Source organism: Enterobacter nematophilus (assembly GCF_026344075.1).
Taxonomy (GTDB): Bacteria; Pseudomonadota; Gammaproteobacteria; order Enterobacterales; family Enterobacteriaceae; genus Enterobacter; species Enterobacter nematophilus.
Genome location: NZ_JAPKNE010000001.1, coordinates 140,116 through 160,496, shown reverse-complemented (window position 1 = coordinate 160,496; position 20,381 = coordinate 140,116). Strand labels below are relative to the sequence as shown.

Genomic DNA, 20,381 nt, shown 5'->3' with positions numbered 1-20,381 from the left:
TATATCTTCGCCGGAGCGTGATGCACCACCCTCCGGCCATGCTATCGAAGCAGGAGAAATGTCATGAGCAAACTGCTGGACCGCTTCCGTTACTTCAAAACAAAAGGCGACAGTTTCGCCGATGGGCACGGGCAGGTGTACCACACCAACCGCGACTGGGAGGACAGCTACCGCCAGCGCTGGCAGTTCGACAAGATTGTGCGATCCACCCACGGGGTAAACTGTACCGGCTCCTGTAGCTGGAAAATTTACGTTAAGAACGGCCTGGTGACCTGGGAAACCCAGCAGACCGACTACCCCCGCACCCGCCCTGACCTGCCTAACCACGAACCGCGCGGCTGCCCGCGCGGCGCAAGCTACTCCTGGTATCTCTACAGCGCCAACCGACTTAAATATCCGCTGGTGCGCCGCAGGCTGATTGAGCTCTGGCGCGAGGCGCTGGCGCAGCATGCCGATCCGGTGCTGGCCTGGGATGCCATCCAACACGATCCGCAAAAGGCCCAGAGCTACAGAAAGGTGCGGGGTAAAGGCGGATTTATCCGCTCGAACTGGAAAGAGCTAAACCAGCTGATTGCCGCCGCTAACGTCTGGACCATCAAAAACTACGGCCCGGACCGCGTGGCCGGTTTTTCGCCTATTCCGGCGATGTCGATGGTCTCCTACGCCGCCGGTACGCGCTATCTCTCCCTGCTGGGCGGCACCTGCCTGAGCTTCTACGACTGGTACTGCGACCTGCCGCCGGCGTCGCCGATGACCTGGGGCGAGCAGACCGACGTGCCGGAATCCGCCGACTGGTACAACTCCAGCTACATCATCGCCTGGGGCTCGAACGTGCCGCAGACCCGCACCCCGGACGCCCACTTCTTCACCGAGGTGCGCTACAAGGGGACCAAAACCGTCGCCATCACGCCGGACTTCTCGGAGGTGGCGAAGCTCAGCGACCAGTGGCTGGCCCCCAAACAGGGCACCGACAGCGCCCTCGCCATGGCGATGGGCCACGTGATCCTCAAAGAGTTCCACCTCGATAACCCGAGCGATTACTTCCTTAACTACTGCCGCCGCTACACCGACATGCCGATGCTGGTCCTGCTCGACGAGCAGGCAGACGGTCGCGTGGTGCCGGGGCGGATGCTGCGCGCCTCGGACCTCGTCGACGGTCTGGGAGAAGCCAATAACCCAGAGTGGAAAACCGTCGCTTTTGATATTGCCGGGGATCTGGTGGTGCCGAACGGCTCCATCGGCTTCCGCTGGGGAGAAAAAGGCAAATGGAACCTGGAGCCTCAGGCCGCGGGCCATGAAACAGAACTCACCCTCTCCCTGTTGATTACGCACGATAGCGTGGCGGACGTCGCCTTCCCCTACTTTGGCGGCAACGAAAACCCGCACTTCCGCAGCGTGAAGCAGGAGCCGGTGCTGACGCGCCGCGTGCCGAGCAAAACCCTGACGCTCGCCGACGGCAGCCAGAAACGCGTGGTCAGCGTTTACGATCTGGTGCTGGCTAACTACGGTCTCGATCGCGGTCTGGAGGACAGTAACGCCGCAGACAGCTATGACCAGATCAAAGCCTACACGCCCGCCTGGGGCGAGCAGATTACCGGCGTGCCCGCGTACCTGATTGAAAAAATTGCCCGCGAGTTCGCCGACACGGCGCACAAAACGCACGGTCGCTCGATGATCATCCTCGGTGCCGGGGTGAACCACTGGTACCACATGGACATGAACTACCGCGGAATGATCAACATGCTGGTCTTCTGCGGCTGCGTCGGGCAGAGCGGCGGCGGGTGGTCCCACTATGTCGGCCAGGAGAAGCTGCGCCCGCAAACCGGCTGGCTGCCGCTGGCCTTCGCGCTGGACTGGAACCGCCCGCCGCGCCAGATGAACAGCACCTCCTTCTTCTACAACCACGCCAGCCAGTGGCGCTACGAGAAGCTGACCGCGCAGGAGCTGCTCTCCCCGCTGGCGGATGCGTCGAAATTCACCGGACACCTGATCGACTTTAACGTCCGCGCCGAGCGCATGGGCTGGCTGCCGTCGGCCCCGCAGCTCAACCTTAACCCGCTGCACGTGAAGGCGCGCGCGGACGCGGCGGGCATGACGCCGCAGGAGTACACCGTTCAGGCGTTAAAATCCGGCGATATCCGCTTCGCCTGCGAGCAGCCGGACAACGGTAAAAACCACCCGCGCAACCTGTTCGTCTGGCGCTCAAACCTGCTCGGCTCGTCCGGGAAAGGCCACGAGTACATGCTGAAATACCTGCTCGGCACCGAGAGCGGCATTCAGGGTGAAGACTTAGGCTCAACCGACGACGTGAAGCCTGAGGAGGTGGAATGGCAAACCGCCGCCATCGAGGGCAAGCTGGACCTGCTGGTGACGCTCGATTTCCGCATGTCCAGCACCTGCCTGTTCTCCGATATCGTCCTGCCGACCGCCACCTGGTACGAAAAAGACGACATGAATACCTCGGACATGCACCCGTTTATTCATCCGCTTTCCGCCGCCGTCGATCCGGCGTGGGAATCGCGCAGCGACTGGGAGATCTACAAAGGCATCGCCAAAGTCTTCTCCGAGGTGTGCGTTGGCCATCTGGGTACCGAAACCGACGTGGTGCTACAGCCGCTGCAGCACGACTCCCCGGCGGAGCTGTCGCAGCCGTTTGATATTCAGGACTGGCGCAAGGGCGAATGCGATCTGATCCCCGGTAAAACCGCGCCAAACATTGCGGTCGTCGAGCGTAACTACCCGGAAACCTACGAGCGCTTTACGGCTCTCGGCCCGCTGATGGATAAGCTCGGCAACGGCGGCAAAGGCATTTCATGGAACACGCAGAACGAGGTCGATTTCCTCGGCAAGCTGAACTACGTCAAGCTCGACGGCCCGGCGAAAGGCCGCCCGCGCATTGAAACCGCTATTGACGCCTCTGAAGTGATCCTTGCCCTCGCCCCGGAAACCAACGGTCAGGTGGCGGTGAAGGCCTGGGAAGCGCTCGGCGAACTGACCGGGCGCGACCACACCCATCTGGCGCTGAACAAGGAAGACGAAAAGATCCGCTTCCGCGATATCCAGGCGCAGCCGCGCAAAATCATCTCCAGCCCGACCTGGTCCGGCCTTGAGAGCGAGCACGTCTCCTATAACGCGGGCTATACCAACGTCCACGAGCTGATCCCGTGGCGCACCCTTTCGGGCCGCCAGCAGCTGTATCAGGATCATCCGTGGATGCGCGCCTTTGGGGAGAGCCTGGTGGCCTATCGTCCACCGATTGACACCCGCAGCGTCACCCATATGCGCGAGATCCCGCCCAACGGCTTCCCGGAAAAAGCGCTCAACTTCCTGACGCCGCACCAGAAATGGGGCATCCACTCTACCTACAGCGAAAACCTGCTGATGCAGACCCTGTCGCGCGGCGGACCCATCGTCTGGATCAGCGAAACCGACGCGCGCGAGCTGGGCATTGAGGACAACGACTGGATCGAAGCCTTCAACGCCAACGGCGCCCTCACCGCCCGCGCGGTGGTCAGCCAGCGCGTGCCGCCGGGAATGACCATGATGTACCACGCCCAGGAGCGCATTCTGAACATTCCGGGCTCAGAAGTGACCGGGCGGCGCGGCGGGATCCACAACTCGGTCACCCGCGTCTGCCCGAAACCGACGCACATGATCGGCGGCTATGCCCAGCTGGCGTACAGCTTTAACTATTACGGCACCGTTGGCTCCAACCGCGACGAATTCATCATGATCCGCAAAATGAAAAACATTAACTGGCTGGACGGCGAAGGTCGGGATCAGGTACAGGAGGCGAAAAAATGAAAATACGCTCACAGGTTGGCATGGTTCTGAATCTCGATAAATGCATCGGCTGCCACACCTGCTCGGTCACCTGCAAGAACGTCTGGACCGGGCGCGAAGGGATGGAATATGCGTGGTTTAACAACGTCGAGACCAAACCGGGGATTGGCTACCCGAAAAACTGGGAAGATCAGGAGGAGTGGCAAGGGGGCTGGATCCGAGGCATACACGGCAAGCTGACGCCTCGCCTCGGCGGCAAAATGGGCGTGCTGTCGAAAATTTTCGCCAACCCCGTCCTGCCGCAGATTGACGATTATTACGAGCCCTTCACCTTTGACTATCAGGATCTGCACCGCGCGCCGGAGGGGGATCACCTCCCTACCGCCCGCCCGCGCTCGCTGATTGACGGCAAGCGGATGGACAAAATCGTCTGGGGACCGAACTGGGAGGAGCTGCTGGGCGGCGAGTTTGAAAAACGCGCCCGCGACCGCAACTTCCAGAAGATCCAGAAGGAGATGTACGGCCAGTTCGAAAACACCTTCATGATGTACCTGCCGCGCCTGTGCGAGCACTGTCTGAACCCGAGCTGCGTCGCTACCTGCCCGAGCGGCGCGATTTACAAGCGCGAAGAGGACGGCATTGTGCTGATTGACCAGGACAAATGCCGCGGCTGGCGCCTGTGCATCAGCGGCTGCCCGTACAAGAAAATCTACTTCAACTGGAAGAGCGGCAAGTCAGAAAAATGCATCTTCTGCTACCCGCGCATTGAGTCCGGCCAGCCGACCGTCTGCTCTGAAACCTGCGTCGGGCGCATCCGCTATCTCGGCGTGCTGCTGTATGACGCGGACCGCATCGAGGAGGCCGCCAGCACCGAGCATGAAACCGATCTGTACGAGCGCCAGTGCGACGTGTTCCTCAACCCGAACGATCCGGCGGTAATTGAGGAAGCCCTGAAACAGGGTATTCCGCAGAACGTGATTGACGCCGCCCAGCGTTCGCCGGTCTACAAAATGGCGATGGACTGGAAGCTCGCCCTGCCGCTGCACCCGGAATACCGCACCCTGCCGATGGTCTGGTACGTGCCGCCGCTGTCGCCGATTCAGTCCTACGCGGACGCCGGCGGCCTGCCGCAGAGCGACGGCGTTCTGCCGGCGGTTGAAAGCCTGCGCATTCCGGTGCAGTACCTGGCAAACATGCTCAGCGCCGGCGACACCGGCCCGGTGCTGCGCGCCCTGAAGCGCATGATGGCGATGCGTCACTATAAACGCTCCCAGACCGTGGAAGGCGTGACCGACACCCGCGCCATTGAGGAAGTCGGCCTGAGCGAAGCGCAGGTTGAGGAGATGTACCGCTATCTCGCCATCGCGAACTACGAAGACCGCTTCGTGATCCCCACCAGCCACCGTGAAATGGCGCGCGACGCCTTCCCGGAGAAAAACGGCTGCGGCTTCACCTTTGGCGACGGCTGCCACGGCTCCGACACCAAGTTCAACCTCTTCAACAGCAGCCGCATCGACGCGATCAACATTACCGAGGTGCGCGAACACGGGGAGGGAGAGTAATGCAGATCCTTAAAATCATCGCGCTGCTGATTGAGTACCCCGATGAGCTGCTGTGGGAAAACCGCGATGAGGCGCTTTCCCTGGTTGAGCAGGACGCGCCCATGCTGCTGCCGTTTGCGCAGCAGCACCTGAGCGCCCCGCTGCTGGATAAACAGGCCGAATGGTGCGAAGTGTTTGAGCGCGGGCGCGCGACCTCGCTGCTGCTGTTCGAGCACGTTCACGCCGAGTCCCGCGATCGCGGCCAGGCGATGGTTGACCTGATGGGCCAGTATGAGAAAGCCGGTCTGGCGCTGGACTGCCGCGAGCTGCCGGACTATCTGCCGCTCTATCTGGAATACCTGAGCATTGTTTCCGACGACGAGGCGCGCGAAGGGTTACAAAACGTCGCGCCGATCCTGGCCCTGATTGGCGGCCGCCTGAAGCAGCGCGGCGTGGCGCACTATCAGCTGTTTGATGCCCTGCTGACGCTGGCCGGTACGCGGCTTTCCAGCGACAGCGTGGCGAAGCAGGTGTCCGGTGAAAAACGGGATGACACCCGTCAGGCGCTGGACGCCGTGTGGGAAGAGGAACAGGTGAAGTTTATTGAAGACAACGCCACATCGTGCGACAGCTCGCCGATGCAGCAATATCAACGACGCTTTAGCCAGGACGTCGCGCCGCAGTACGTGGACGTCAGCGCCGGAGGCCCAAAATGATCCATTACCTGAACGTGTTTTTCTATGATATTTACCCCTATATCTGCGCCACCGTGTTTTTCCTCGGCAGCTGGCTGCGCTACGACTACGGGCAGTACACCTGGCGCGCCTCGTCGAGCCAGATGCTCAGCAAGCGCGGTATGAACTGGGCCTCTAACCTGTTTCATATCGGGATTCTGGGCATCTTCTTCGGGCACCTGTTCGGCATGTTAACCCCGCACTGGATGTACGCCTGGTTTTTACCCGTCGCGGTTAAGCAGCAGCTGGCCATGATTGCGGGCGGGATTTGCGGCGTGCTGACGCTGATTGGCGGGTCGATGCTGCTTTACCGCCGCCTGTTCAACCAGCGGGTGCGCGCTACCTCCACCACGCCGGATATCATCATCATGAGTATCCTGCTTATCCAGTGCATTCTGGGGCTGTCGACCATTCCTTTCTCCGCTCAGTACCCTGACGGAAGCGAGATGATGAAGCTGGTCGGCTGGGCGCAGGGGATCGTGACGTTCAAGGGCGGCTCGTCGGAGATGCTGAGCGGCGTTGCGCCGATCTTCCGCGTTCATCTGGTGCTGGGGATGACGATCTTCCTCATCTTCCCGTTCACCCGTCTGGTACACGTGTGGAGCGCGCCGTTTGAGTATTTCACGCGTCGGTATCAGGTGGTGAGATCGCGCCGTTGATTGAAGCCGTCAGATGTGTCGTCTCATAATGGCCCAAAAGTATCGTTATTGGTTCTCCAGGTGACTCATACCGTTAGCGACCGTGCGGAATAATGGCTCCCGAACACAACACAGAGGGAGTTCGCGTGATGAAACCATTTTTTCGTACGGCTTTGCTGATCGGCATGATGAGCACTTTTTCAACCTATGCTAACGCTCAGGAAACGACCGACAGGAATAGCAAGACCATCCGTGCAATGACGGGCGCAACGGCGACTTCGTCTTTATCCGCCTCACAAACTGCGTTAATCGTGGTGGATATCCAAAACGAATATTACGCAGGTAAAGATTTTCGTGGTCAGATGGTGATCCCTGATGGCGATAAGGTACTGAAGAACAGTCAAAAGCTGGTTAGCTATGCCCATCAAAAGGGGATGCCGGTCTACTTCGTTCGTCATATGGGGCCGAAAGACAGTCCACTGTTTGCCGAGGGATCTATCTATGCGCAGTTCCATAAAGATCTGCAGCCTTCTGCGCAAGACGCCATTATCACCAAAGCGACCCCGAGCTCTTTTGTTGGCACCGATCTGGATGCGCAATTAAAGAAAAAAGGCATCAAAAAGGTGATAGTCATTGGCCTGATGACGCACATGTGCATTTCCTCTACCGCGCGTGACGCTGTACCGCTGGGCTATAACGTGATTATCCCTGAAGATGCGACAGCAACACGCGATCTGGATGATGGTAAGGGTGGCGTGGTGGACCACAAAACGCTGCAGCGTGCGGCATTAGCCGGTGTTGCCGATGTGTTTGCCGAGATTATGACGACCAGAGATGTTATGGCGCTGCCAGTCACAGAATAAGACCGGGCTTGATCCCTGCCGCCAGCCAGGACTTTATACTGGCTGGCACAAGGAGGCTTACATGACGCTTAAAATTGGTATTGTTGTATTTGACGGTATTATTCCTTTTCACCTTTCGGTGCCCTATGCCGTATTTGAGAAAGCGCTAACGCCAATGGGCGCCCCCCTTTGCCAGCTTGTCGTATGCGCCACCACGCCCGGCGCGCTTAAAACCAATGCCGGATTTTCTATCCTTGTCGAGCGTGGGCTTGATGAGCTGGCCGGAATGGATATGGTGATCGTCCCAAGCTGGGACAGTCCCGAGCATGCCCCGTCCCCCGATCTCCTGCAGGCCCTGCAAAAAGCCCATGCCGCGGGTTCACGTATTGTGGGTTTGTGTATGGGCGCGTTTGTGGTCGCCGCTGCCGGGCTACTTGAAAACCGCCCTGCAACGACGCACTGGCGCTGGGCGTCTGACTTTCAGCGTCTCTATCCCTCCGTGCAGATGGATAAAGACGTTCTTTATATCGATAATGGTGACGTTGTCACTTCTGCGGGCACGGCGGCCAGTATCGACTGCTGCCTGCATCTGGTGCGTCAGGCCTGGGGCGCGGAAGTGGCGAATAGCGTAGCCCGGTTGCTGGTTGTACCGCCCCATCGTCAGGGTGGACAACGTCAATACGTAGAACTGCCGGTTCAGAACACGCGTCGTGGAGATAACTTCACCGACGCGCTAGCCTGGGCGACGGAAAACCTCCAGCTTGCGCTCACGCTGGACTGCGTGGCGGGAAAAGCCTGCATGAGCCGTCGCAGCTTTACCCGGCGTTTTCAGCAAACCACCGGTGAGAGCTTTTCGCGCTGGCTGCTAAACCAGCGCATTATCGTCGCCCAACGCTATCTCGAAAAAACCGACCAGCCTGTGGATGACATTGCCGAGCGCGTCGGGTTTCCCTCGACAACGTCCTTGCGCCGCCACTTTCACAAGCTGCTTAACACCTCGCCATCTCGCTATCGGCGCGAGTTTCGTGGCCGATAGCGAGGGGGCTATTTCCCGTGCGTTTCAAACCCTGCCATCACCGCCGTGAGTTCTGCCAGCGTAAAGCCGTGCTTCGGATCGTCAACGCCCAGCCCAAAGCGTTCCTGCATCAGCTGATACAGCGCCCCGGCATCCGGCAAATGGATCTGCTCCTCCACGTGCCCGTTCTGCCAGTGGGTGAAGTTGAAGTTGGTCAGCGTCAGCTTGCCGCCGTCCGGCAGGTGGCGGCACATTAGCAGATGATGACGAAAATGCGACTGCGGCCAGTGCGCCGACCAGAAGTTCCCCATCACGTAATCGCTGAAATACTGCGTCGTCAGGTCAAAATGGTACATCGACTGCCAGTGCTCGTGGTGGCGGAACTGCAGCACCCAGTCGTTGCCCTCGCTCAGCAGACGGTAGATGCCGTGCGGGGTCTCCTGCTCCTCGTTGGCGAGCAGGCGAATCGGCGCCGTCAGCGTCTGTCCGCCGAACCCCACGTCGGCAATCCAGCGCTCGCCGTTCAGCTCGACCAGCAGCAGGCGGTGCGTGCGCGGCGGCATCTGCGCCGGATTTGCCAGTACGACCCGCCCCAGCACGCTGCGCACGGTAAATCCGACTTCACGCAACGCGCGCTCGAAAAGGCCGTTTTGCTCAAAGCAATATCCCCCGCGTCGCGCCGTCACCAGCTTGTCGACCAGACATTGATCTTCAAGATGGATTTCGCGCGGCAGGACGACATCAATATTTTCGAACGGGATCGCACAGTTGTGGTGTAAATGCAGCGCGCGCAGGGTATCGATATCCACCCGTGGCGGTTGCGCCCAGCCGATGCGAGCGAAATAGGCGGTCAGAAATGGGGACATGCATCATTTTCCTTTGATTGTGATGTTCTGTTTATAAACTAATTTTACGCACTCACTTTGATTTACGTGCTTTTTCGCCATACTCATCGGTGTAGATGAGGAGATCCTATGAGCCACTTTCGCCCTGTTGAATTACGTCATGCCAGCCGTCTGCTCAACCACGGCCCCACCGTGCTTATCACCAGTCGTGATGAATCCCTCGACAGACGCAACGTGATGGCCGCCGCGTGGTCAATGCCCGTTGAGTTTGAACCGCCGCGCATCGCAATAGTCGTGGATAAAAGTACCTGGTCACGCGAGCTGATCGAGCGCAGCGGAAAGTTTGGCATCGTCATCCCCGGCGTGGCGGCGGCCAACTGGACGTTCGCGGTGGGCAGCGTCAGCGGACGCGACGAGGACAAATTCAACTGCTACGGGATCCCGGTCGTAAACGGCCCTGAGCTTGGCCTGCCGGTGATTGAAGAAAAATGCCTGGCGTGGATGGAGTGCCGGTTACTACCCGTCACTTCCGCGGCAGAAAAATACGATACGCTGTTTGGCGAAGTGGTTTCCGCAGCAGCGGATGAACGCGCGTTTGTCGCCGGACGCTGGCAGTTTGACGGGGATAAGCTAAATACACTGCATCATTTGGGCGCGGGGACATTTGTGGCGAGCGGGAAGATGGTGAAGGCGCTGGATTGATTTACTTAATCTTATCCCGCTGAATTATAAAAATTTCTATGGCATTTTATGTTTATCATGGCGATGTAAAACGGAGGATATTTCAGAAGTTGTTGCATAAACAATCTTTCATTAAGGAAATATCAATGTCATGGAATAAAGATGGTGCAATATCATATGCGAAATCCCACGCGCAACCCAAGAGCACGGGTTATTGTGCTCGCTACGTAACCGAAGCGATCAGAACGGGTGGCAGATTGAAAATCCCCAACACGCATCTGGCAAAAGATATGGGTCGCACATTAGTCAACGCAGGCTTCCGCCTGGTATACGATCAACCCCATGCAGGCGACGTCGCAGTTATTCAAAATATTGTTGGTCATGATAGCGGTCACGTTTGCATATACGATGGTCAGCAGTGGATCAGCGATTTTGTTCAACGCACCCTGTACCCAGGGCAGGCTTACCGCAACATACAACCACATTACGAACTGTTCAGGCATGATTAATGAAAACACTCTGCTTTTTACTTTTAGCCCTTTCTCCGCTCGCGGCCGCAGAAAACGTTTATGCACCCGGACAGGCGGCGCTTAAATTCAATCAATGGTATATCGCGCAGTTAGATCAGAACAAACCGCCCGTACTTGACCCAGATATTATGGATGATTACGTTGCCTCGGGGACAATTGCAGCAATAAAAGAATTGTATTCAGGTGACAGTAACGAAAAAGATATGCCTGATGCGGATATGTTCATCAAATCACAGGATTGGGATGAGGACTGGAATCAAATAACCGTCCTGCACTCTGATTTTGACGCCGTTTGCACAAACGTCTATATCGCGTTTGGTAAGAAGCAAGATCACGTTGTTGCAGATTGTCTTGTTGAAGAACAAGGGAAATGGAAAGTCCGCTCGGCAACGCTAATTAAGTAACATGCATAATCTCCGTGCCGTATAAAAAGCACATGGTAGCCAAACGACTACCATGCGCAATTAATTAACTTTTCGCACGCTTCGCAATAATCTCATCCGCAACATTCCGCGGTGCTTCCGCAAAATGATGGAACTCCATCGTATACGTCGCGCGTCCCTGGGACATCGAGCGCAGCGTGGTGGCGTAACCAAACATCTCCGCCAGCGGTACGTCAGCGCGAATAATCTGGCTGCCGTACTGCTCCGCCATCCCCTGCACCATTCCACGGCGGGAAGAGAGATCGCCCATGATGTTCCCGGCGTACTCTTCCGGCGTTTCCACCTCCACGTGCATGACTGGCTCAAGGATAACCGGATCCGCCCTGCGAGCGCCCTCCTTGAAGCCGAGGATCGCCGCCATGCGGAACGCCATCTCCGAGGAGTCGACGTCGTGGTACGAGCCAAACGTCAGCGTCGCTTTGACGTCGACCACCGGATAGCCCGCCAGCACGCCGCTGTTCATGGCCTCACGCAGCCCTTTCTCAACGGACGGGATATACTCGCGCGGCACCACGCCGCCCTTGGTGGCATCTTCAAATTTAAAGCCACTTCCGGGCTCCAGCGGCTCCAGGCTCAGGACCACATGGCCGTACTGCCCTTTACCGCCGGACTGCCGGACAAATTTACCTTCGATATCCTTCACCGCCTTGCGCAGGGTTTCGCGGTACGTCACCTGCGGGCGACCGATATTCGCCTCGACGCCAAACTCACGCTTCATGCGGTCGACGATGATCTCCAGGTGTAGCTCACCCATCCCGGAGATAATGGTCTGGCCGGACTCTTCGTCAGTATGCAGGCGGAACGACGGATCTTCCGCCGCCAGACGCTGCAGCGCGATCCCCATTTTCTCCTGATCGCCTTTGGTTTTCGGCTCAATTGCCAGCGAGATAACCGGGTCCGGGAACTCCATGCGCTCAAGCGTGATCACCGCATTAGGGTCGGTCAGCGTGTCGCCGGTCGTGACATCTTTCAGACCCACACAAGCCGCGATATCGCCCGCGCGCAGTTCGTCCACCTCGTGGCGATCGTTGGCGTGCATCAGCACGATACGCCCGATGCGCTCTTTCTTCTCTTTCACCGGGTTGTACACCGCGTCGCCTTTGCGCAGAACGCCAGAGTAGACCCGGATAAAGGTCAGTTGCCCGACGTACGGGTCGCTCATCAGCTTGAACGCCAGCGCCGAGAACGGTTCGTCATCGCTTGGATGACGCTCCGCGTGCTGCCCTTTTTCATCCACGCCGTCAATGGCCGGCACGTCCAGCGGGGACGGCATCAGTTCAATCACCGCATCCAGCATGCGCTGCACGCCTTTGTTTTTAAAGGCGCTGCCGCACAGCATCGGCTGGATTTCGCCCGAGATGGTGCGAATGCGCAGCCCCTTGATGATTTCCGACTCCGTCAGGTCGCCCGTCTCCAGGTACTTGTCCATCAGCTCATCGCTGGCTTCCGCCGCCGCGGAGACCATTTTTTCCCGCCACTCCCGGGCGGTACCGACTAAATCGTCCGGCACGGGAGCATAGCTGAACGCCATGCCCTGCGTGGCGTCGTCCCACAAAATGGTGCGCATCTTGATGAGATCGACCACGCCGGTGAAACGATCTTCGGCACCCACCGGGATGACAATCGGCACCGGATTGGCCTTCAGGCGCTCCTGCATCATCCGCACGACGCGGAAGAAGTCGGCGCCCGGACGGTCCATTTTATTGACGAAGGCCAGCCGCGGAACGTGATATTTATTGGCCTGACGCCAGACGGTTTCCGACTGCGGCTGCACGCCGCCCACGGAGTCATACACCATCACGGCGCCGTCGAGCACGCGCATAGAACGCTCCACCTCAATGGTGAAGTCCACGTGCCCCGGGGTGTCGATGATGTTGATCCGGTGCGGCTCAAAGCCTCTGTCCATGCCCGGCCAGAAGCAGCTGACCGCCGCGGAGGTAATCGTGATCCCGCGCTCCTGCTCCTGCGCCATCCAGTCAGTGGTTGCCGCGCCATCGTGTACTTCACCCAGCTTGTGGCTCATCCCGGTATAGAACAGGATGCGCTCAGTGGTGGTTGTTTTACCGGCATCGATATGCGCGGAGATACCGATGTTGCGATAACGTTCGAGAGGGATGGGTCGGGGCATGATATTTCCTTAAGTCTCATGACTTGTCTGTGACGACCGGGATGGTCGTGCATTCGTTCGTTTGCTATAATAGTCCTATTGTACGAGTATTATCGAACTATTTTTTAACGGTTGACCTATTGTTGATATAGCTCAATCTGACGCCAAACGCAGGAAAACGATGATCCCAAACCACCCTGAAACTGAACAAATACTGCTGGAAAATGTGCTGTTTGCCCTCGGCAACCCACTCCGGCTATCGATTATCCGCCGGCTGGCCGATGGCAGTGAACTCAGCTGTAACGCGCTGCGCCCGGACGACGTGGTGAAGTCCACGATGACCCATCACTGGCGCGTTCTACGCGACAGCGGGGTCATCTGGCAGCGTCCGCAGGGGCGGGAGAACATGATTTCATTGCGCAGAGACGATCTGGATGCCCGCTTTCCGGGGCTGATGGAGATACTGCTGACAGCAGGAAAATGAAAAATACAGCTTATTGATATTTAGCTCATTGTTGGCCGGGCAAGCGCAACGCCACCCGGCACGAGATGAGACCCGTTTTTTAGTGCTGAACCCCCGAGCGGTCAGAAAGGTCGTCGGCGGAGAGGATATCCACCCGCGATGCCGCGCGCTTGCGTCGGGCATACCTGTCCGGCTGGCCTTCAGGGCGCGTTTTGAAGCGACGGTGCAGCCACATATACTGCTCCGGCGCCATCAGCACCGCGCGCTCGATCGCCTGGTTCATCTGGGTTGCGACAGACTCTTTATCCGCGCCCTGCAATGAAGCGCTGATATCTTCAAGGATAATCAGCTCGTATCCGGTACCGTCCGCCCTGCGGCGCGGTACGAACGGGATCACGGCAGGTTTGGCGCTTTTTACCAGCATATAGCTGCCCGCCGTCGTGGCGGCATCCGGGACCGCGAAGAATGGCGCAAACACGCTGTTGGCTTTGCCATAGTCATGATCCGGGGCATACCACAGAATTTCATTCTGCTTAAGGGCGCGGATCATGCCCTTTAAATCATGGCGATCCAGCATGGTCTTATTAGAACGCAGACGCCCGCGCGTTTGTAGCCAGTCCAGGAGCGCATTATTGTTAGGGCGATACACCCCAATACCGGGGTTGAGCATGCCAAATATCCGCGCGCCCAGTTCAAGCGTCAAAAAATGCATCCCCACCAGCACCACACCCTTTCCCTGCTCCCTGGCTTTTTCCATGTGCTCATAACCCGTCACGGTAAAGCATTTCCGCACCCGCCGCTCGGGCCAGAACCACGCCATACCGGTTTCGATTACCCCCATCCCCACGGACTCAAAATTACGCTGCAGCAAAGATTCACGCTCCTCTGCTTTCATCTGCGGAAAGCAAAGTTCCAGGTTGCGGCGGGCAATCTCGACGCGGCGAGGCAGCAGACGCATGGCTAACCGCCCCAGGCTGTGTCCCAGTCTGAACAACAGCGGGTAAGGCAGCAGCATGATGAGCCACAGCGCGGCGATGCCTGTCCAGCTTAGCCAGTATCGAGGGTGGAAAAAGGCGGGTGAAAACCGGGGTAATTTTGTCATGAGAAAATTATCCTTTAACGTTGCTGTCCTTAATTGATTCTGATGGAGATCTTTCCTAAGGATTTATTAAATGTCAGTCAGAAACCTTAAGTGTAACGGATAAGATAAAACTCACTTTTATCGTTTTTTGCGAAATGAGGGTGTGAGAGTCAGGAGAAGCCGGGTAAGACGACGCTACCCGGCCCCAAAAATTACATTGAATACCCGGGCTTCTTAATTAACTCGTCCAGCTTCGGTCCTATTTCGGTATCCCATACCTGGGCTTTCCAGTCTTCCGGGTTCACCTGGTTCAACGCAACCGATACTGAACCGTCTTTGCTGTTGAAATGGCGAATAATCACCTCGGCGATATCTGCCGCCAGCGCGGTTTTTTGCTCGTCGTTAAGATCGCGGGGAAAACATTTGATATCTACGTGTGGCATATGCAGGCTTCCTGTTATGTATGAGCATTCCACGTTATCAGATAATGTTGTTTGCCTTTAACACCTTGTGCAGTTCCGGCAGCTGACACACGGTATCCGCAATCGCCGTAAGCTTCGGCGTATTCGTCGCAAACCACTCATGGCGAGGCCCCCATGTGCGCGCCACCGCTATATATACATCCAGCAGCGTCAGCCGTTCACCCAGCGCAAAAGGGTCGGCCTTGAGCTGATTTTCAAACCACAGATAGAGGGATTTCCGGTATTCAATGCAGTTTTTCTGCAGCTGTTCCGGCGCATCGGGCACCCAGCGTTCGGGATAATCGGCATAGGTAAAGGTGGGATAGACGTTCGCCACGAACCAGATAAGCAGACGCTGAAACTGCTGGCGCTCAGCCTGCCCCACGGGCGGGGCGAGATCGGGACAGCGGTCGAGCACCATCAGGGCAATCGCCGCCGTTTCGGTCACGATCGCGCCATTTTCCAGCTCCAGGGTTGGCACCTGACACAGCGGATTGAGCTTTTGCAGCAGCTCGCGCTGCGGGCCGGGCTGGTCAAACCCGTCCACGTTCACATACTGATAAGGGATATCAGCCAGGGTGAGCATCACTTCACCGATCGCCGAGCCCCAGCCGGGTACGCCATAGAGTTTCATCATGTTGCCCCCTCAGGGATAAAAACCCTAAGTGTAGAGCACCATGAGCAGGTTATCCCAGGCGGGTAGACCGCCTGTTTCATCAGCGTTCCTTACAGCACTTTGGAGAGGAACTGCCGCGTTCGCGGGTGCGACGGGCGGTTCAATACCTCGTCGCTGCTGCCCTGCTCTACAATTTTTCCGTCGACCATAAACACCACCTGATCCGCCACTTCACGGGCAAAGCCGATCTCATGGGTGACCACCACCAGCGTGGTGCCGGACCGGGCGAGCTTTTTGATCACGTCCAGCACTTCGCCCACCAGCTCGGGGTCGAGGGCAGAGGTCGGCTCGTCAAACAGCATCACGCGGGGGCGCAGCGCCAGCGCGCGGGCAATCGCGATACGCTGCTGCTGGCCGCCGGAAAGGTGGCGGGACCAGGCGTCCGCTTTATCCCGCAGCCCAACCACGTCCAGCAGGCTGTAGGCCCTTTCCACCGCCTCTTTTTTGCTGAGCTTCTTATGCGCAATGGGCGCCTCAATCAGGTTTTCCAGCACCGTCAGATGCGGAAAGAGATTAAAGTTCTGGAACACGTAGCCCACGTTGACGCGCTGCCTGAGGATCTCTTTCTCCTTCAGCTCGTAGAGTTTATCGCCCTGACGGCGATAGCCGATGTAATCCCCGTCTATCTGGATAAAGCCCTCGTCGACGCGCTCCAGATGATTAATGGTGCGCAACAGCGTCGATTTGCCCGAGCCTGAGGGCCCGAGAATGACCGTCACGGACCCCGGCGGGATCTCCAGCGAAACGTTGTCGAGCGCCTTATGGCGACCAAAATACTTGCTGACGCCGGTGATCGAGATACGTCCTTCAGGAGAGGCTTGCATGGATAGGCTCCTGTGCTGGCGTGGTGGTAACGGAACGGGCACGGCGGGCGACACGGTTCTGATTAACCGCAGAGCGGCGTTCGCTGCGGGCGAGTGCGCGTTCAACACCGTACTGAATAGCGGACAAGACGGTGGTAATCACCAGATACCATGCGGCACCGACCATCAGCAGCGGGATCACCTCCTGCGTGCGGTTGTAGATCATCTGAATGGTGTAGAACAGCTCCGGCATCGCCAGGACGTAGACCATCGCCGTGCCCTTGGCGAGGCTGATGATTTCATTGAACCCGGACGGCAGAATGGTGCGCAGCGCCTGAGGCAGGATTATCCGCACCGTACGTCGCCAGGCCGGCAGGCCGAGCGCGGCAGCCGCTTCATACTGCCCGTGATCGACCCCGAGGAATCCGCCGCGAATGATCTCGGCGGTATAGGCGCTCTGCACCAGAGTTAACCCCACCACGGCGGTGGAGAACTGCCCCAGCACGTTGATGGTTTCAAAGCTGCCCCAGGTGATGCCGGTGAACGGCACGCCGAAAGAGAGCCTGTCGTAGAGATAGGAAAAGTTGTAGAGAACGATCAGCACCACGATCAGCGGCAGCGAGCGGAACAGCCAGATGTAGCCCCACGCCAGGCTGCTCAGCAACCATGACGAGGACAGTCTCGCCAGCGCCAGCACGCCGCCCAACACCACGCTCAGCGCGGTGCCGATCAGGGTAAGCAGCAGCGTCTGTCCTACGCCTTCGAGGATCGCCGGGTCAAAGAACCAGCGGGCGAACACCGCCCACTCCCAGCGCGGGTTAAAGGCCACGGACTGAACCACGACCGCCAGTATAAACAGCGCCACCGCGGCGCCGACGGCCCGCAGCGGGTAACGCGCCGGGACCACCTTAATGGTTTCAACGTTGCTCATCGTCGTTCCTCATGCGGTTTTACTGAACGCTTCGCGCACCAGCGTTTTAGTGAAGCGCAGCCGACCGTCAAACGGCGGCTGGCTGTACTCTTCCGGGTCGCGATTAAGATCGAACTGCGGCTGGTAGCCCTGGCTGAGGTACAGCCGCACCGCTTCGGGCTGGCGAAAACCGGTTGTCAGGTAGATCTTGCTGTAGCCTGCCAGCACCGCCCTGCGCTCCAGCTCCTGCACCACGCGCCCGGCAAGCCCCTGCTGACGCAGGGTTTTGTCCGTCCAGATGCGTTTGATTTCCGCGGTGCGTTCGTCGAAGGGCTTGTAGGCGCCGGTGGCGATAATCTTCCCGTCGCGCTCCAGGACGATAAACAGCCCCTGCGGCGCTAAATACCACTCGGTGAGCTCCACCTCGGCATCTTTGGAAAAGTAGTCCCCGTAGCGCGCGGCGTACTCACCGAACAGCCCCTCGATAACGGGCTGGAGTTCGGCATCTTCCGGCGAGACGTCACGAAATTGTTCACGCATAGCGCCTCCTCAGTCGCCCAGCCCCGCCGGGTTCACTTCTGACTGCGGAATGCGCTCAACGCCCTCCCCCCAGCGGTTGAGCACTTTGTCGTAATCGCCGTTTTTGATTACGCCGTTCAGTGCGGTTTGCACCGGCTCAACCAGGCCGCTGCCTTTTTTCAGCGTCACCGCAATGTGCGCCGCCTTCGGCCAGCCGCCGTCGACGCTGCCGACCAGCTTTGTTTTCCCGGTCAGCGCCGCCTTCCATGCGCCAATCACGTTCGGGCCAAAGTAGGCATCCGCGCGCCCGGACTGGAGCGCCAGCATTTGCGCCGCATCGTCTTTGGTGTAGATCGGCGTAAACGGCTTCAGCCCCTTCTTCAGGTTTTCAGCATTCCATGCCAGCAGGATGGCCTCCTGATTGGTCCCGGAACCAACGATAATCCGCAGCCCGGCGATATCCTCCGCCTTCTGAAGCGATTCGATCGGGCTGGTCGATTTCACGTAAAAACCGAGGGAGTCCTTACGGTAGGTGGCAAAATCAAACTTCTCTTTGCGCGCTTTGGTAACGGTAATGTTGCTGATGGCCGCATCGTATTTTCCGGACGCCACGCCCAGCGGCCAGTCTTCCCAGGAGGTTGGCACCACGTTCAGCTCCAGCCCGAGGCTGTCGGCCACCAGACGGGCGACGTCAACCTCGCTGCCGAGCAGCGTTTTGTTGTCGTCGGAAAACACCGTCAGCGGAGGTTGATTGAGGCCCGCCACCGCTACGGTAAATTTCCCCGGCACGGCAAAGCGATAATCTTTCGGCAGCTGCGCCACGGCATCGCTGTTTTTGGCGGTGTTGATCGGCGTTTTATTGGCTTCGATACTCACGCCGGTGCCGTTGATGTTCACATTCTCTGCCCAGACGGCAGGGGTAAAGGCCAGCGCGAGCGCCAGAATAAGCGTTGTTTTCTGCATAGCGAAGTTCTCTTTTATTGTTGTGTGAACTGGTTTTTCGGTTGGTCTAAGCCCAGACTCTCGCGCAGCGTGGTGCCCGGGTAGTCGGTGCGGAACAGGCCGCGCGCCTGTAAAACAGGCACCACCTGGTCAACAAAGCGCGGGAAGGTATCCGGCGTTCCGCCCTGAATAATGAAGCCGTCTGCGGCATAGCCTTCAAACCACGCCTGCAAACCGTCGGCGACCTCCTCCGGCGTGCCGGAAAAGCGCGGGCGCGGCGATGCGGCCTCAAGCGCCACCTGGCGAAGGGTTAAGTTGCGCTCGCGGGCGTTACGCTTAATTTCATCGGTGGTGCTGCGGAAGCTGTTTTTGCCTAAGTCGCCGATATCCGGGAACGGCTCGTCGAGCGGATACTGGCTGAAATCGTGATGCTCAAAATAGCGCCCGAGGTAATTGAGGGCATCGGTAACCGACACCAGCGCCGCCGTGGTCTGGTACTGGTTTTCCACGTCATCGGCATCTTTACCCACGATCACGCTAACGCCCTGGCAGATATGCAAATCTGAATCGCGGCGGCCGTTTCTTTCCAGCTGCTGCTTCACGTCGCGGTAAAACGCTTTCGCTTCTTCGAAGGTTTCGTGATGGGTAAAAATGGCGTCGGCATGTTTTGCCGCGAGCCTTTTCCCGTCGTCCGACGCGCCCGCCTGAAAAACAATCGGACGCCCCTGCGGGGTGCGGCCAATATTCAGCGGTCCGGCGACCTTGAAGAAGTCACCGTGGTGATTCAGGGCGTGAAGTTTAGCCGGGTCAAAAAACTGCCCGCTCTCTTTGTTGCGGATGAACGCGTCGCCTTCCCAGGAGTTCCACAGCCCTTTCACCACGTCGAGGTACTCATCGGCAATGCGGTAGCGCAGGGCATGCTCCGGGTGTTTTTCGCGGGAAAAGTTCTTCGCCGAGCCTTCCAGCGGCGAGGTCACCACGTTCCAGCCCGCGCGCCCGTTGCTCAGGTGATCGAGGCTGGCGAACTGGCGTGCCGTGGTAAAGGGCTCGCTGTAGGAGGTGGATAAGGTTCCCACCAGCCCCAGACGCGAGGTGATGCTTGCCAGCGCGGATAATACCGTTAACGGCTCAAAGCGGTTTAAAAAATGCGGAATGGATTTCTCATTGATATAAAGACCGTCGGCAACGAATAAAAAATCGAGTTTGCCCTCCTCCGCTTTTAACGCCGTCTCTTTTACAAATTCAAAATTAATGCTGGCATCCGCGACCGCCGCTGGATGACGCCAGGCGGACATATTTCCGGACGCACCGTGCAAAATGGTCCCGAGCCGCAGTTGACGATGTGCAGACATATTTACCTCTCCAGA

At 58.2% G+C, this 20,381-nt stretch carries 18 protein-coding genes and 1 pseudogene; 10 read left to right on the top strand and 9 right to left on the bottom strand.

What is annotated here, in order from left to right; genetic code table 11:
• The first annotated feature begins 63 nt into the window (after positions 1-63).
• The 6 genes from OSH03_RS00765 to OSH03_RS00740 all read left to right on the top strand — a co-directional run bounded on the left by OSH03_RS00765 (position 64) and on the right by OSH03_RS00740 (position 8,574).
• On the top strand, positions 64-3,804 hold the full coding sequence (locus tag OSH03_RS00765; protein ID WP_266177969.1) for a nitrate reductase subunit alpha: 3,741 nt from the start codon (positions 64-66) through the stop codon (positions 3,802-3,804).
• Positions 3,801-5,345 (top strand): nitrate reductase subunit beta, encoded by a 1,545-nt coding sequence (narH, locus tag OSH03_RS00760; protein ID WP_266177968.1) that lies wholly within the window; start codon positions 3,801-3,803, stop codon positions 5,343-5,345. The genes OSH03_RS00765 and narH overlap by 4 nt, the downstream gene beginning before the upstream one ends.
• Complete coding sequence (gene narW / locus OSH03_RS00755; protein ID WP_061098123.1) at positions 5,345-6,040, top strand: nitrate reductase molybdenum cofactor assembly chaperone; 696 nt, start codon at positions 5,345-5,347, stop codon at positions 6,038-6,040. The genes narH and narW overlap by 1 nt, the downstream gene beginning before the upstream one ends.
• Positions 6,037-6,717, top strand: a complete 681-nt coding sequence (narI, locus tag OSH03_RS00750) for a respiratory nitrate reductase subunit gamma (protein ID WP_061098122.1) — start codon at positions 6,037-6,039, stop codon at positions 6,715-6,717. The genes narW and narI overlap by 4 nt, the downstream gene beginning before the upstream one ends.
• Positions 6,718-6,845: 128 nt before the next feature.
• Entirely contained in the window at positions 6,846-7,559 is a 714-nt protein-coding gene (locus OSH03_RS00745) for an isochorismatase family protein (protein WP_151413757.1), read from the top strand.
• Between the two features lie 61 nt (positions 7,560-7,620).
• Positions 7,621-8,574 carry a GlxA family transcriptional regulator gene (locus OSH03_RS00740; protein WP_266177967.1) on the top strand — a complete coding sequence of 318 codons (954 nt, stop codon included), beginning with the start codon at positions 7,621-7,623 and terminating at the stop codon, positions 8,572-8,574.
• Between the two features lie 8 nt (positions 8,575-8,582).
• Here OSH03_RS00740 and nhoA read toward each other — a convergent pair whose 3' ends face one another.
• The gene (nhoA, locus tag OSH03_RS00735) at positions 8,583-9,419 is read right to left on the bottom strand and encodes an N-hydroxyarylamine O-acetyltransferase (RefSeq protein WP_266177966.1); all 837 of its coding nucleotides are present in this window, start codon (positions 9,417-9,419) and stop codon (positions 8,583-8,585) included.
• A 108-nt stretch (positions 9,420-9,527) separates the two neighbouring features.
• On the opposite strand from nhoA, the gene OSH03_RS00730 reads away from it, so the two are divergent.
• From OSH03_RS00730 to OSH03_RS00720, 3 genes are all read left to right on the top strand, one after another.
• Positions 9,528-10,100: a flavin reductase family protein gene (locus tag OSH03_RS00730; RefSeq protein ID WP_061098118.1), complete on the top strand. Its 573-nt coding sequence runs from the start codon at positions 9,528-9,530 to the stop codon at positions 10,098-10,100.
• Between the two features lie 125 nt (positions 10,101-10,225).
• On the top strand, positions 10,226-10,588 hold the full coding sequence (locus OSH03_RS00725; protein WP_266177965.1) for a CHAP domain-containing protein: 363 nt from the start codon (positions 10,226-10,228) through the stop codon (positions 10,586-10,588).
• Positions 10,588-11,013, top strand: coding sequence for a DUF3828 domain-containing protein (locus OSH03_RS00720; RefSeq protein WP_266177964.1), 426 nt, complete (start codon positions 10,588-10,590; stop codon positions 11,011-11,013). The genes OSH03_RS00725 and OSH03_RS00720 overlap by 1 nt, the downstream gene beginning before the upstream one ends.
• Positions 11,014-11,077: 64 nt before the next feature.
• Here OSH03_RS00720 and fusA read toward each other — a convergent pair whose 3' ends face one another.
• The gene (gene fusA / locus OSH03_RS00715; protein WP_266177963.1) at positions 11,078-13,180 is read right to left on the bottom strand and encodes an elongation factor G; all 2,103 of its coding nucleotides are present in this window, start codon (positions 13,178-13,180) and stop codon (positions 11,078-11,080) included.
• Positions 13,181-13,340: 160 nt separating this feature from the next.
• Between fusA and OSH03_RS00710 the strand changes: the two genes are divergently transcribed.
• Complete coding sequence (locus OSH03_RS00710; RefSeq protein WP_061098116.1) at positions 13,341-13,643, top strand: ArsR/SmtB family transcription factor; 303 nt, start codon at positions 13,341-13,343, stop codon at positions 13,641-13,643.
• A 79-nt stretch (positions 13,644-13,722) separates the two neighbouring features.
• Here OSH03_RS00710 and OSH03_RS00705 read toward each other — a convergent pair whose 3' ends face one another.
• From OSH03_RS00705 to OSH03_RS00675, 7 genes and pseudogenes are all read right to left on the bottom strand, one after another.
• The gene (locus OSH03_RS00705) at positions 13,723-14,724 is read right to left on the bottom strand and encodes a Kdo(2)-lipid IV(A) acyltransferase (RefSeq protein WP_266177962.1); all 1,002 of its coding nucleotides are present in this window, start codon (positions 14,722-14,724) and stop codon (positions 13,723-13,725) included.
• 191 nt (positions 14,725-14,915) lie between these two features.
• Complete coding sequence (gene pptA / locus OSH03_RS00700; RefSeq protein ID WP_028013275.1) at positions 14,916-15,146, bottom strand: tautomerase PptA; 231 nt, start codon at positions 15,144-15,146, stop codon at positions 14,916-14,918.
• A gap of 37 nt (positions 15,147-15,183) precedes the next feature.
• On the bottom strand, positions 15,184-15,801 hold the full coding sequence (locus OSH03_RS00695) for a glutathione S-transferase family protein (RefSeq protein WP_253542128.1): 618 nt from the start codon (positions 15,799-15,801) through the stop codon (positions 15,184-15,186).
• 89 nt (positions 15,802-15,890) lie between these two features.
• Positions 15,891-16,664 (bottom strand): amino acid ABC transporter ATP-binding protein, encoded by a 774-nt coding sequence (locus OSH03_RS00690; RefSeq protein WP_266177961.1) that lies wholly within the window; start codon positions 16,662-16,664, stop codon positions 15,891-15,893.
• Complete coding sequence (locus OSH03_RS00685; RefSeq protein ID WP_266177960.1) at positions 16,648-17,574, bottom strand: amino acid ABC transporter permease; 927 nt, start codon at positions 17,572-17,574, stop codon at positions 16,648-16,650. Before OSH03_RS00685 ends, OSH03_RS00690 begins: the two co-directional genes overlap by 17 nt.
• Before the next feature lie 9 nt (positions 17,575-17,583).
• Positions 17,584-18,093, bottom strand: a complete 510-nt coding sequence (locus OSH03_RS00680) for a GNAT family N-acetyltransferase (protein ID WP_266177959.1) — start codon at positions 18,091-18,093, stop codon at positions 17,584-17,586.
• 9 nt (positions 18,094-18,102) lie between these two features.
• Positions 18,103-20,366 (bottom strand): annotated as a pseudogene (locus OSH03_RS00675) (NtaA/DmoA family FMN-dependent monooxygenase).
• Between the last annotated feature and the right edge of the window lie 15 nt (positions 20,367-20,381).